Raw genomic sequence first — 13036 nt, 5'->3', positions numbered from 1 at the left:
CTCCGCGGGAATGAGTGCGTCCTCGGTCATGCGGCCTCCCTGGTGATCAACTGGTGCGCGGCGGAGATCAGGCGGTCCTCGGAGAAGGCCGGACCGAGCAGGGTGACGCCGACCGGGCGGCCGTCGGCGGTGAACCCGGCCGGGACGGCGACGGCGGCGAGGTCGAGCAGGTTCGCGAACTGCGTGTACCGGCCGAGGACGAGGTTGCGGGCCACGGGCTGCTCGGCGATCTGCGCGCGCGTGAACGTCGTCGGGACCGTGGGGAGGAGCAGGGCGTCGGCGCGACCCCACAGTCGGTCGGTCGCGGCCCGGAGCTCCTGCAGGCGGTGCAGCCCGCGGAAGGCGTCGACCGCGGTGAACTCGACGCCCTTCCCGACGACGGCGCGGATGACCGGCAGCACGTCGTCGGGGTGGTCGGCGAGGACGCCCTCCAGTCCGGCGAGGCGCTCGGCGACCCAGGGGCCGGAGTAGAGGAGGTCGCCCGCCTCGCGCAGGGGCGCGATCGGGGTGGTGCCGACGGCGCCGGCCCCGGCGGCGACCGCGGCGAACGCGGACTCCATCGCGGTGTCGCCATCGAAGTCCAGTTCGTCCGGGAGAAGGAGCCGTGCGCGGAGAAGCGGGTCAGGGCCACCGTCTCCGCGCAGGGGTCGGGACCACGGATCGGCCGCATCGGGCTGCGCGATGACCGCCAGGACGTCGGCCGCGTCGGAGAGGTCCTGGGTGAACACGCTGACGCAGTCGAGCGAGCGGCACGCGGGCAGGACCCCGGCCGTGCTCACCAGGCCGCGGGTGGGTTTGAGTCCGACGATCCCGTTGAGCGCCGCGGGGACCCGGCCGGAGCCCGCGGTGTCGGTGCCGAGGGAGAACGCCACCTCGCCCGCCGCCACGGCGACGGCGCTGCCCGAGCTGGAGCCACCCGAGATCAGGTCGCCGCCGAACACCGACTCGCACGCGCCGTAGGGGGAGCGGGAGCCGTTGAGGCCGGTGGCGAACTGGTCGAGGTTGGTCTTGCCGACGACGATCGCGCCCGCCTGCCGCAGCAGCCGGACCGCGGTGGCGTCGACGGCGGGGGAGTGGGCGAAGGCCGGGCACGCGGCCGTCGTCGGGAGGCCGGCGACGTCGATGTTGTCCTTGACGGCGAACGGGACGCCGAACAGCGGCCCGGGGTTCAGCGTCGCGACCTGGTCGTGCAGCTCGTCGCGGGTGAAGCGGGAGATCCAGACGGCGTCGTCCCCGCGCTCGGAGATCCGGGCGAGTACGGCGTCGACGACGTCGTGGGGGGTGAGCGTGCCGTCCCGGTAGGCGGCGCGCAGGGAGCGCACGCCGAGCGGGATCGTCGCGAGGTGCATTCTGTCGATTGTCGACCGTTTGGTGTCGACGGCACGTCTGCGCTGTTAAAGCCGTGTGACGCCGGTCCCTCAGGCGTCGAGCTCGGGCGCCAGGTAGGTGCGGGCGCCGTGGTGGGCCAGCTCGGCGAGGACGGCGTCGAGGGCGCCGGAGTCGACGGCGTCGCACAACCGGCGGTGGCGCTGCGCCCCCTCCAGCGGCGACGCGACCTCGGCCTCGCGGCGCAGGTTGGTGGCCATGTAGAGCTGCAGCTGGGTGAGCACCGGCTCGTAGCTGCGCACGAGCTGCTGGTGGTCGGCGAGCCCGACGAGCGCGAGGTGGAACGCGCGGTGCCCGGCCGCCTGCTCCGCGGCGTCGCCACCGGCCGCGGCCCGCTCCATCTGCTCGGTGGCGGTGCGCAGGGCGGCGGTGGACGGGCGGGCGCCGCCGCCCAGTGCGACCTCGACGGCGAAGCGCTCCAGGGCGTCGCGCAGGCTGAACAGCTCGTCGATGTCGCGGGCCGACAGTTCGGTGACGCGCACGCCGCGACGGGGGAGGTGTTCGACGAGGCCCTGCTGGCCGAGCAGGCGCAGCGCCTCCCGCAGGGGTGCCCGGCTCGTACCGAACCGACGGGTGAGCTGCTCCTCGACGAGCCGTTCCCCGGGCAGCAGCTCGCCGCTGAGGATCTCGCTGCGCAGTCGGCGCACGGCGAGCTCGACGAGGCTGCTCGCCTCCAGTCCGCCGTCGACGGCGGGCTCTGCGGTCACTGCTGATCTCCTCGGCGCCGGGGTGCTGTCGGTTCAACAGTGTCAGAAGCCGCGGGGATGCGGGGTGTGGGCGAGCGCGGCGTAAGGTCGGATCGGTAGCAATGGCACGAACCGGAGGGGGCCACGGGTGGTCGAGGTCGACGCCCCGCGCGCCCCCGTGCGCCTGCCGCGCGAGATCTGGGTGCTGGTCGGCGCCTCGTTCATGATCGCCATCGGCTTCGGGCTGGTCGCCCCGACGCTGCCCATCTTCGTCCGCAGCTTCGACGTCGGGATCACCGCGGCCGGGCTCGTGATCAGCGCGTTCGCCCTGGCCCGGCTGGTGTTCGCGCCGTCGAGCGGCTGGCTGGTGAGCCGGATCGGCGAGCTGCGGGTCTTCAACGCCGGGCTGCTGATCGTCGCGGTGTCGACGGCGGCGATGGCGTTCGCGGGGGAGTACTGGCACCTCCTCGCGCTCCGGGCGTTCGGGGGCATCGGGTCGACGATGTTCACGATCTCCGCGGTGTCGCTGCTGATCCGCCTCTCGCCGCCGGAGATCCGCGGGCGCGCGTCGGGCATGTGGGCCACCGGGTTCCTGCTCGGCAACATCGTCGGGCCGCTGGCCGGTGGCGGGCTCGTCGCGATCAGCCTGCGCGCGCCGTTCCTGGTGTACGCGGCGGTCCTCGTCCTCGTCGTCATGATCAGCGCGGTGCTGCTGCGGGGGCGGACGGACCTGCCGGCACCGGCCCCGGGGGCGGTCCCGGCCGTCGCGGTCACGTTCCGCGAGGCACTGGGCCACCGGACGTACCGGGCCGCGCTGGTGGCCAACTTCGGCGTCGGCTGGGCGGTGTTCGGGGCCCGCGTGGCGCTGGTGCCGCTGCTCGTCGTCGAGGCGCTGGGGCAGCCGGAGGCCTGGTCGGGGATCGCGCTCGCGGTCTTCGCCGCCGGCAACGCGGCCACGCTCGTGGTCTCCGGGCGGTTCGCCGACCGGTTCGGTCGCAAGCCCCCGATGCTGCTCGGGCTGGCGGTCGCCGCGGTCGGCACGGGCGTGCTGGGGTTCGTCACCGATCCGGTCGCGTTCCTCGTCGTCAGCCTGGTCGCGGGGCTCGGCAGCGGGCTGGTGAATCCGCCGCTGCAGGCCGCGGTCGGCGACGTCATCGGGTCGGGCGGGCGCGGGGGAACGGTGCTCGCCGGGTTCCAGATGGCATCGGACCTCGGGGCGATCCTCGGACCGGTGCTCGCGGGCGGGTTGGCCGAGCTCGTCGGGTACGGGCCGGCGTTCGCGATCACCGGCGGCGTGCTGGCCGTCGGCTGGCTGTTCTGGCTGCGCGCGCCGGAGACGCTGCCGCGTCTGGCTATCCCGCGACGTTGACGCCGATCAGCGCCCCGACGACGAACGTCGCCCCCGCCGCGATCGCGCCGAACATCAGCTGGCGCAACCCGGCGAGCCACCACGGCCGGGTGGTGAACCGCGACGTCAGCGCCCCGGCGATGACCAGCCCCACGCCGCCGACGACGAGCCCGAGCAGCAGCGAGGAGGAACCGAGCAGGTAGGGGATCAGCGGGACGATCCCGCCGACGGCGAAGCAGAGGAACGACGAGATCGCCGCGGTCCACGGCGACGGCTTGTCGTCCGGGTCGACTCCGAGCTCGTGGGTGATGTGGACGCGGACGGCGAGCTCGGGGTCGCTGTGCACCTCGGCCGCGACGGCCTCCGCGGTCGTCCGGGTCAGCCCCATCTCCTCGTACATGTCGGCCAGCTCGGTGCGTTCGGCGTCGGGGTGGCGGCGGATCTCCGCCCGCTCGACGTCGACCTCGTGGCGGACGGCGTCGTTCTGCGTGTCGACGGAGGCGAACTCGCCCAACGCCATCGAGAACGCGCCTGCGACCAACCCGGCCATGCCCGTCAGGATGATCAACGAGCGCCCGCCCCCGCCCCCGCCGACGCCCGCGACCAGCGCGATGTTCGTGACGAGACCGTCCATCGCCCCGAACACCGCGGCGCGCAACCACCCGCCGCTCACGTCGGAGTGGTGGTGGTCGCTGTCGTGGGCGGCGAACTCGGCGGGGCCCGGAGCCTGCGTCATGGGGACATCCTGCTCCGGTCGCGGCTCCCGTGCTCGCGGATGAGACTGACGCGATGCCCGCCCCGCTCTGGATCTTCGCCGACCAGCTCGGCCCGCACGTCCACGGGCCGCACGCCGACCGCGAGGTCGTGCTCGTCGAGTCGGCGCGCGTGCTGCGCAGCCGCCCGTTCCACCGCCAGAAGCTGCACCTGGTCCTGTCCGGCATGCGCCATCTCGCCGACGAGCTGGGCGACCGCGCCACCTACCTGCGCACCGAGACCTACCGCGAGGCGCTGGAGCAGGTCGGGCGCCCGGTCGTCGTGCACGAGCCGACGTCGTTCGCCGCGGCCGATCTCGTCGCCAGGCTGCGGGCCGAAGGGCTCGTCGAGGAGATCCTGCCGACGCCGACGTTCGCGTTGTCCCGCACCGACTTCGACGACTGGGCCGGCGACCGCGCGACGTTCCGGATGGAGGACTTCTACCGCGCCCAGCGGCGTCGCTTCGAGGTGCTGATGGAGGGGAGCGAGCCCGTCGGCGGGAGGTGGAACTACGACGCCGAGAACCGGGAGCCGCCGCCGAAGGGGGCCGCGACGCTCGACGTGCCGGGGCCGTGGCAGCCGCCGGAGGACGCGATCGACGACGAGGTCCGCCGCGATCTCGACGCCCTGGACCTACCCACCGTGGGCGTCGACGGCCCGCGCTGGTTCGCGGTCACCGCCGACGAGGCGCAGACGGCACTCGCGCACTTCGTCGAGCGGCGGTTGCCGCACTTCGGCCCGCCCGAGGACGCCATGCTCACCGGCGACTGGGCGATGGCGCACTCGCTGCTGTCGGTGCCGCTCAACCTGGGCCTGCTGCACCCGCTCGACGTCGTGCGCGCGGCGGAGTCGGCGTACCGCGCGGGGTCGGTGCCGCTGCCCGGAGCGGAGGGGTTCATCCGGCAGGTGCTGGGGTGGCGCGAGTACGTCTGGCAGCTGTACTGGAGGTTCGGACGCTCCTACCGGCGACGCAACGAGCTCGGCGCCCGCACGCCGCTGCCGGAGTGGTTCGCGACGCTCGACTCCGACGCGGTGACGGCGCGGTGCCTGTCGACGGCGCTGGAGGGCGTCCGCGACCGCGGCTGGACCCACCACATCCAGCGGCTCATGGTGCTGGGCAACCACGCGCTGCAGCGCGGCTACGACCCGGCGGAGCTGTCGGACTGGTTCCGCGAGGCGTTCGTCGACGGGTTCGAGTGGGTGATGCCGCCCAACGTCATCGGGATGAGTCAGCACGCCGACGGCGGGATGCTCGCGACGAAGCCGTACAGCTCGGGCGGGGCCTACGTGCACAAGATGTCCGACCACTGCGGGGGCTGCGCGTTCGACCCGAAGAAGCGCCTGGGCGACGACGCGTGCCCGTTCACGGCCGGATACTGGGCCTGGACGCACCGCCACCGCGACCTGCTCGCGGCCAACCACCGCACCGCCCGCGCCGTCGCCGGGATGAACCGGCTGAAGGACCTCGACGCGGTGCTGGAGCAGGAGTCGGCCCGCGAGCACTTCTGATACCTCGATAGGTTGGCGACGTGTCGCGGGAACGGGTGCTCGACGTCGTCGGGACGCTGGCACGGTTCGGCCTCGCCGCCGTCTGGCTGCTCTCCGGCATCCCGAAGGCGCTCGACCCCGACCAGACCTATGTCGCCGTCCGCGCCTACGACGTGCTGCCGGACCTCGGCGTCGAGCTGGTGGCGGGGATCCTGCCGTGGCTGGAGATCGCCCTCGCGGTGCTGCTGGTGCTCGGGCTGGGTACGCGCGCGGTCGCGGTGGTGTCGGCGGGGCTGCTGCTGGTGTTCGTCGCCGGGGTGACGCAGGCCTGGGTGCGCGGCCTCTCGATCGACTGCGGGTGCTTCGGCGGTGGCGGGCAGGTCGAGCCGGGTCAGACCGCGTACGTCGAGGAGCTGGTGCGCGACACGGGCTTCATGGTGCTTGCGGCATGGTTGGTGGTGCGTCCGCGGACGCTGTTCGCAGTCGATTCTTGAGGAGCGGTCATGGGTGGGGCCTCGCGCAACGAGAAGAAGCGCAAGCAGGAGGCGGCGAACGCGCGGCTGCGCGCAGCCGGGATCACGCCGCGGAAGGGCCAGCAGACGGGCGACGGCAAGCGCACCACGTTCATCGCGGTGGCGGTCCTCGCGGTGGTGGCGCTGGTCGTCGGTGTGGTCGTCCTCGTCACCCGCGACTCGGGCGACACGGCCTCCGCACCGACCTACACGGCCAGCACGGCCGACGGCGTCGTCACCGCGGGGAGCGGGCCGATCGTCGTCGACGTCTACGAGGACTTCCTGTGCCCGGTCTGCGAGCGCTTCGAGGAGCGCTACGGCCAGGAGCTGACGGACGCGATGAACGCCGGGCAGATCACGGTGCGGTACCACTCCGTCGCGATCCTCGATGAGCTGACCGACCCCGTCGGCTACTCCTCCCGCGCCGCCAACGCCGCCCTGTGTGCCGTACCCGCCGGCATCTACCCGGCGTACCACTCCCGCCTGTTCGACGAGCAGCCCGCCGAGCGCAGCTCCGGCCTCACCGACGAGCAGCTCACCGCGTTCGGCACGGAGCTGGGCGCCGACCTCGGGGCCTGCATCGGCGGGGCCGCCAACGCCGACGCCGTCGCGTCCGTCTCCGAGGCGGCCACCTCCGACGCCGCCCTGCGGAACGCCGACGGCGACTTCGGCACGCCGACGGTCCTGCTCGACGGCGCCCGCGTCGACATCAGCGACACGGGCTGGCTGCAGAAGGCGCTGGCGTCCTGAGCCGGTCGGGGGTCAGTGCGGGTCGTCGTCGCGGCGGTCGCCGGGACGGATCCGCAGCTTGGCGGCGATGCGGGCGAGGGCCTGCCGGTCGGAGCGGGTGAGGGGGTCGAGCACCAGCTCCCGCACCGAGCGCACGTGCTCCGGCGCAGCGGCGACGACCACCTCCTGGCCTGCGTCGGTGAGGACGGCGAGGGTGTAGCGGCCGTCGTCCGGGTCGGGGCTGCGCTGCACCCAGCCCCGCCGCTCGAGCCGCTTGACCACGTTCGACAGGCGCGAGAGCGAGCCGTTGGCCAGGAAGGCCAGCCCGCTCATCCGGATCCTGCGGTCGGGTGCCTCGGAGAGGTGGCTGAGCGTCATGTACTCGAAGAGCGTGATCCCCGCCGCGCGCTGCAGCGGCGCCTCCAGCCGCCCCGGCAGCAGCAGGGCGATCGAGATCACCCCGGTCCAGGCCTCCTTCTCCTCGGGATCGAGCCAGGGCGTGGCGGTCATCGGGTCACTCTACGACGGCGTTTGACTTCACACGTGAAGTGGGTGATGGTGGTGTCACTTCAAGCGTGAAGTTATAAGGAGCGGTGATGACGGTCTCCCTGATCAATCCCGACGGCCATCCGGTCGTCCCCCTCTACCACCACGTCGCCGTCGCCACGGGCAGCAGACACGTGTACGTCGCGGGGCAGGTGGCCTGGGACGGGAACGGTGACCTCGTCGGGCCCGGCGACCTGACCGGCCAGGTGGTGCAGGTGTACCGCAACGTCGGTCGGGCGCTGGCGGCGGCGGGGGCGACGTTCGACGACGTCGTCCGCTTCACCTGGTACGCGGCGGGCTGGAAGCGGGAGATGTACGACGACTTCACCGCAGGCGTCGAGCAGGCGGGGCGCGAGCTCGGGATCTCGACCCCGCCCGCGGCCCTGATCGGCGTCGAGATCCTGTTCGAGCCGGGGATCCTGGTCGAGGCCGAGGTCACCGCCGTCGTCGACTGACCACCGTCGACCGCCTACCGGAGCCAGTCGGCCTCGGGTCGGGTCCCCCCGAGCCGGCGCCCGAAGAAGTCGAGGATCAGCTCCGCGCGCTGGATGCGGTGCCGCGGCGATCCCGCGCGCGAGAGCTCGTGGCCCTCCTCGGGGAACCGCCAGTACTCGACGTCGCGGCCGAGCAGGCGCAGCGCGACGTAGAGCTGGTCGGCCTGGCTCGGCGGGCACCGCAGGTCGCCGTCGGAGTGCAGGATCAGCAGCGGTGTGCGGATGTCGCGAACCCGGTGCACCGGTGACTGGGCCCGGTACACCTCCGGCGCGTCGAGGTGGCCCACGCCGATCTCGTGGCGGAACAGGCCCGCGGCGTCGGAGTCCCACTCCAGCGACTCCAGGTTGTTGGCCGCGCGCTCGCTGCAGGCGGCGGCGAACCGGTCGGTGTGCGCGACCAGCCAGGTCGTGAGGTAGCCGCCGTAGGATCCGCCGAGGACGCCGACCCTCCCCGCGTCCAGCTCCGAGTGGCGCGCGAGTGCCGCGTCGAGGACGGCGAGGACGTCCTGCGCGGCCCGGCCCGCCCAGCCCGACCCCGGGTGCTCGGTGGCCTCGGGCGCGCGGATCTCGCGGGAGAACGCCTCGGTGTCGCCGGTGGAGCCGTGCGGGTTGCACCAGACCACGGCGTACCCGGCGGCGGCCCACATCTGGAACTCGTCGAACCAGGCGTTGGGGTACTGCGTCATCGGGCCGCCGTGGACGGAGAGCAGGACCGGCAGGTCGTCACCGTCGGGGCGGAGGATCCAGGCGTCCACCCCGTCGACGGTGAAGCGCTCCGGTTCGAGCGCCGTCGGGAGGCCCGCACCGAGGTGGGTGAGCCGCCGCTCGGCGCCGTCGGGGCCGCGGACGAACAGTTCGCCGGGTGCGGTGGGGGTGGAGGCGACGAACGCGATCGTGTCTCCGACGGCGTCGAAGCCGCGGATCGCGCGGGTGCCGCCGAGGACCCGTTCGGGGGCGGCCCCGGGGCGCACCCGGTAGACATGCACGTCGCCGTGGTCCTCGACCGGGAACAGGACGTCCCCGCCCGACCACAGCGGCGGGCGGGCGCCGGGGAACGGGGCGCACTGGCGGTCGAGTGCGGTGCTGACGGGTGTCTCCGCGCCGGTCTCCGCGTCGATCACGGTGACGTGGTTGTGCGAGGGGATGATCCGCACGTCGTCGGACAGCGCGGCGATCCGGGCGCCGTCGGGGGAGTAGGCGGGCATCCACAGCGAGCGGGCCGAATCGGTGAGCGGCCGCGGCTCGGTGCGGCCGGTGGGGTCGAGGACGTGCAGGTCGGCGCGGAGGTCGAGGTCGCCGTCGGGGCGGCGGACGGCGGAGACGACCAGCCGCTCGCCGTCCGGCGACCACGCCGGGTCGCCGTCGTGGTCGTGCGGCCCGCCCGCCACCTGCACCGGCGTGCCCGACCCGTCCGCGGCGACGACGAACACCCCGCGCGGCCGGTCGATCGTCCAGCCCGTGCCGTCGACACGGGAGAACAGCCGGTCGATGCGCCGCGGCGGCCGGGCCCGCTCGTCGTCGCCCTGGCCGTAGCGCTTCGCCCGCTCCCGGGAGGCGAACGCGATCCGCGTGCCGTCCGGGGACCACGCCGGCGACTCGACCGCCTCCGGCCGCGCGCACACCGTCACGGTCTCCCCGGGCCCGCCGACCGGCACGACCCGCAGCGATCCACCGCCGTCGTCGTCGGCCCGGGTGAACGCCAACCGCCGCCCGTCCGGCGACCACCTCGGGTTCCCGTCATCGCCGCTGGTGATCGGGTACGGAGCGGTACCCCCGTCGACGTCCGCCAGCCACACCGCGCTGCGGTAGCGGTTGGCGGCGAGGTCGACGCGGGTGACCGTGAACGCCACCCGGCGACCGTCCGGGGACAGGGCGGGAGCGGACACGGACACGATGCGGGCGATGTCGGCAGGTTGCACGGGGCGAAGCTAGGTGAGGGCGCCCCGGTTGTCGCCGGAAATCGGGGCTCGTGTAACTTCTTCGAGGCAAGGGGCTGTGGCGCAGCTGGTAGCGCACTTGACTGGCAGTCAAGGGGTCAGGGGTTCGAATCCCCTCAGCTCCACCCTTCTTCACCAGCGGAAACACTCCGTTTGAGTTGCCCACACCGACGGTCATGGTGCCGTTCGTGGTGCGAAACCGCTCTAGCGTTGCATCATGACCTCCACGGCGCCGCGACGCCGGGCCCGTTCCAAGGGCCGCATCGAGCAGCTCCCTAGCGGGTCGCTCCGGGTCGTCGTCTACGCCGGCCAGGACCCGCTTACGAAGCGCCGGCACTACCTCCGCGAGATCATCCCGGCCGGCCCCCGCGCAGCCGTCGAGGCGGACAAGGCCCTGCGCCGGCTCGCCGTTCAGGTCGACGAGGAGCGCAACCCGCGCACCACGGCCACCGTCGAGCAGCTGCTGACCGAGCACTTCGAGCTGCTCGAGGTCGAGCCCAGCACGCTGTCGACGTACCGGACGCTCGCGCGGACCCACATCGTGCCGCTGATCGGCAAGCAGAAGGTCGGTGCACTGCGGGCCGCGGTGTTCGACTCGTTCTACGCCGAGCTGCGCCGCTGCCGATCGCACTGCAACCGGCGGCCCTTCGTCGAGCACCGGACCGTGCGCCCGCACAACTGCGACCACCACTGTGGCCCGCACAACTGCGACCACCACTGTGGCCCGCACAACTGCGACCACCACTGTGGCCCGCACCGCTGCCGCGGCCTGTCCCGGTCGACCATCCGGCAGATCCACGTCATCCTCAGCGGTGCCCTGAAGCGGGCCGTGCGTTGGCGCTGGCTCTCGACCAACCCCATCGAGCACGCCCAGGCCCCGCCGCAGCCGGCGGCCAAGCCGCAGCCGCCCAGCGCGGACGAGGCGGCCCGCATCCTGAACGAGGCGTGGAGCGATCCGGACTGGGCCGTGCTCGTGTGGCTGACGATGGTGACCGGCTTCCGCCGCGGCGAGCTGTGCGCCTTGCGCTGGAACGACCTCGACGTCGTGAACGGGGTGCTGACCGTCGCGCGCTCGATCGCCCAGCTCGACGGGGAGACGTGGGAGAAGGACACCAAGACCCACCAGCACCGCCGGATCGCCCTGGATCCGGACACGGTGGCGCTGCTGGCCGGTCACCGGCAGCGGTACATGGATCTGTGCGCCGGCTTGGGCTTCGAACTGCCCGCCGACGGCTTCATGTTCTCGCGCGACGTGGACGGCTCGACGCACCTGAAGCCGACGACGGTCGGACAGCGGTACTCACGGCTGGCGCGCCGGATCGGCATCAAGACGACAATCCACAAGCTGCGGCACTACTCGGCCACGGAGCTGATCGCGGGGTGTCGACGTGCGGACGGTTGCGGGCCGGCTCGGGCGGCGGGACGACGATGCTGCGGGTATACGCGGCATGGGTCTCGGAGGCGGACCAGCGGGCTTCTGCGGGCCTTCTCGACCGTCTACCGCAGCGTCCAATGAGTAGGCCAGGCTCGATCGATTCGGCCGAGCGTGAGGCCCGCAGTCCGTTCCAAGTCGTCGCCGCCGAGCTGCGGTGTAGCGCACGACGGTCCGCCCGACCGCGGCGATCAGCTCGGGCTGCGCGATGTCGAGAAACCTACCGTCGAGGCTCTGCGGCCCGTAGCGGTTCCGGATCTTGGCAAGGCGGTCGTCGACCGTCAACCGCTGTCCCTCCGGGCCCGTGACCATGTCGCAGTACCAGAGCGCGTTGCGAAGTGGCGTCTCCTCGTCGGGGAACTCGGCGACGTCGGCATCGCAGCCCCGCAGCTCCGCTTCCCTCAGCGCGCACGAATGACGAGCGACCAAGGCGCAGAGGTGAGCTGGCATGTCCTGCGTCTGTAGGAACCGGGCACCGTCGAGCGGATGAAGCGTCGTGGTGGCCAGGTCGGGCGCGTAGCCGATATCGTGGAGGACGGCTGCATTGACCAGCAAGTCGCCGTCGCTGAAAGCAGGCGCACGTCCTGCCTCGGCAGCGACCGAACGCACGTGAGCCCACCGTCGGGGCAAGGTCCCGCTCAGGTGCCGCTCCGCAGTCTGTTCGGCCAAACGCATCAGACCCATAGCGCTAGATCTGGAGCTGCGTTCGTACCGCCACTGTCAGGCGCCGATGCTCAATTGGGCAGGCCGCCCGCACACTGGTGCGGGTGGCGCGCGCGTCCGGCTCGTGCCTTCCGGGACTCGAAGACCGACACGCTCCTGTATGCGGGCGGGTACCGACCGGCGGCAGAAGGAGGACAGGCATCTGCGGGTTCGATCAGAGTAGGTAGCTCCCGGCGTCGATCGCCAGAGCTGCACCGGTGATGTACCGGGCCTCGTCACTGGCGAGGAACAGCAGTGCGTTGGAGATGTCGACGGCCTCCACCCACGGGACAGGCAGCAGCTGGAGACGGCTCGACGCCTCGGCGAACTCTCCCTTCGTGGCGCCCTGCTTGCCGGCGAACAAGTCGTAGATCGGCTGGTTGTGGATCATGTCGGTGTTCACCTGCGTGGGGTGGACGCTGTTGACCCGGATGCTGTCGGGCGCGAGTTCCATCGCCAGGGTGCGGGTCAGACCGACGATTCCGTGCTTGGCCGAGACGTAGTGCGCCATGTTGGCGTATCCACGGGTGCCCGCGACCGAGCTGGTGAGGGTGATCGAGCCACCCCTGCGGCCGGCCTTGAGGTGGGGAATCGTCACTTTCACGGTGTGCCACACACCGGTCAGGTTGATGTCGATCATCGTGCGCCACTGGTCCTCAGGAAGCGATTCAGCAGTGGTCGGCGTGCCGACGACTCCCGCGTTTGCACTGACGATGTCGAGCCGTCCGAGCTGGCTGATGCCGTCGTCGACGGCGGCCTGTACCGCGTCGAGATCCCGCACGTCCGCCTTCCTCGCGACGATCCGCCGGTCCAGAGCCTCGACCTGGCGCACGGTCTCTGCGAGGTCCTGCTCCGTCGCGGCGGGGCTTACCTCGTAGGGCACCCCTTCGCAGATGTCGATCGCGATGATGTCTGCGCCCTCCTCCGCCAGTCGCAGCGCGTGCGAGCGGCCCTGCCCGCGCGCAGCACCGGTGATGAAGGCGACCTTGCCCTCGACTCGTCCTGCCATGATCTTCCCCCTTG

Annotated in this window: 12 protein-coding genes and 1 tRNA gene; 7 read left to right on the top strand and 6 right to left on the bottom strand. The window is 72.4% G+C overall.

The annotated features are described in order from the left end of the window. Window positions 1–26 precede the first annotated feature (26 nt). Window positions 27–1349, bottom strand: a complete 1323-nt coding sequence (atzF, locus tag I4I81_RS19090) for an allophanate hydrolase (RefSeq protein ID WP_218604583.1) — start codon at window positions 1347–1349, stop codon at window positions 27–29. A 69-nt stretch (window positions 1350–1418) separates the two neighbouring features. Next, on the bottom strand, window positions 1419–2093 hold the full coding sequence (locus tag I4I81_RS19085) for a GntR family transcriptional regulator (protein ID WP_218604584.1): 675 nt from the start codon (window positions 2091–2093) through the stop codon (window positions 1419–1421). Window positions 2094–2220: 127 nt separating this feature from the next. On the opposite strand from I4I81_RS19085, the gene I4I81_RS19080 reads away from it, so the two are divergent. Continuing rightward, window positions 2221–3441, top strand: coding sequence for an MFS transporter (locus I4I81_RS19080; protein WP_226363455.1), 1221 nt, complete (start codon window positions 2221–2223; stop codon window positions 3439–3441). Here I4I81_RS19080 and I4I81_RS19075 read toward each other — a convergent pair. Continuing rightward, a complete protein-coding gene (locus I4I81_RS19075) occupies window positions 3425–4156 on the bottom strand; it encodes a VIT1/CCC1 transporter family protein (RefSeq protein WP_218616232.1) in 732 nt (243 codons plus the stop codon). The genes I4I81_RS19080 and I4I81_RS19075 overlap by 17 nt on opposite strands. Window positions 4157–4209: 53 nt before the next feature. Here I4I81_RS19075 and I4I81_RS19070 point away from each other — a divergent pair, with 53 nt between their 5' ends. Genes I4I81_RS19070 through I4I81_RS19060 form a run of 3 tightly spaced genes read left to right on the top strand, consistent with a single transcriptional unit; the run spans window position 4210 to window position 6923 of the window. Further along, window positions 4210–5682, top strand: coding sequence for a cryptochrome/photolyase family protein (locus I4I81_RS19070; protein ID WP_218605766.1), 1473 nt, complete (start codon window positions 4210–4212; stop codon window positions 5680–5682). Window positions 5683–5702: 20 nt separating this feature from the next. Continuing rightward, window positions 5703–6155 (top strand): MauE/DoxX family redox-associated membrane protein, encoded by a 453-nt coding sequence (locus I4I81_RS19065; RefSeq protein WP_218605767.1) that lies wholly within the window; start codon window positions 5703–5705, stop codon window positions 6153–6155. Window positions 6156–6164: 9 nt separating this feature from the next. Then, a complete protein-coding gene (locus tag I4I81_RS19060) occupies window positions 6165–6923 on the top strand; it encodes a DsbA family protein (protein ID WP_218605768.1) in 759 nt (252 codons plus the stop codon). Window positions 6924–6935: 12 nt separating this feature from the next. Here I4I81_RS19060 and I4I81_RS19055 read toward each other — a convergent pair whose 3' ends face one another. After that, on the bottom strand, window positions 6936–7412 hold the full coding sequence (locus tag I4I81_RS19055) for a MarR family winged helix-turn-helix transcriptional regulator (protein ID WP_218605769.1): 477 nt from the start codon (window positions 7410–7412) through the stop codon (window positions 6936–6938). Between the two features lie 86 nt (window positions 7413–7498). Here I4I81_RS19055 and I4I81_RS19050 point away from each other — a divergent pair, with 86 nt between their 5' ends. Beyond that, window positions 7499–7903 (top strand): RidA family protein, encoded by a 405-nt coding sequence (locus I4I81_RS19050; RefSeq protein WP_218605770.1) that lies wholly within the window; start codon window positions 7499–7501, stop codon window positions 7901–7903. Window positions 7904–7917: 14 nt separating this feature from the next. Here the strand turns inward: I4I81_RS19050 and I4I81_RS19045 are convergent, their stop codons facing one another. Further along, a complete protein-coding gene (locus I4I81_RS19045; protein ID WP_218616231.1) occupies window positions 7918–9861 on the bottom strand; it encodes a S9 family peptidase in 1944 nt (647 codons plus the stop codon). A gap of 70 nt (window positions 9862–9931) precedes the next feature. On the opposite strand from I4I81_RS19045, the gene I4I81_RS19040 reads away from it, so the two are divergent. Both I4I81_RS19040 and I4I81_RS19035 read left to right on the top strand, forming a co-directional pair. Further along, window positions 9932–10004, top strand: a tRNA-Ala gene (locus tag I4I81_RS19040). A gap of 92 nt (window positions 10005–10096) precedes the next feature. Beyond that, on the top strand, window positions 10097–11395 hold the full coding sequence (locus I4I81_RS19035; protein WP_218603865.1) for a tyrosine-type recombinase/integrase: 1299 nt from the start codon (window positions 10097–10099) through the stop codon (window positions 11393–11395). A 793-nt stretch (window positions 11396–12188) separates the two neighbouring features. Here the strand turns inward: I4I81_RS19035 and I4I81_RS19030 are convergent. Then, window positions 12189–13022, bottom strand: coding sequence for a mycofactocin-coupled SDR family oxidoreductase (locus tag I4I81_RS19030; RefSeq protein ID WP_218603866.1), 834 nt, complete (start codon window positions 13020–13022; stop codon window positions 12189–12191). Window positions 13023–13036 lie beyond the last annotated feature (14 nt).

Origin of the sequence: Pseudonocardia abyssalis, assembly GCF_019263705.2 — a bacterium.
In the GTDB taxonomy this organism is placed as follows: domain Bacteria; phylum Actinomycetota; class Actinomycetes; order Mycobacteriales; family Pseudonocardiaceae; genus Pseudonocardia; species Pseudonocardia abyssalis.
Note: the sequence above shows the minus strand (reverse complement) of the source record. Positions and strands in the feature narration are given on the sequence as shown.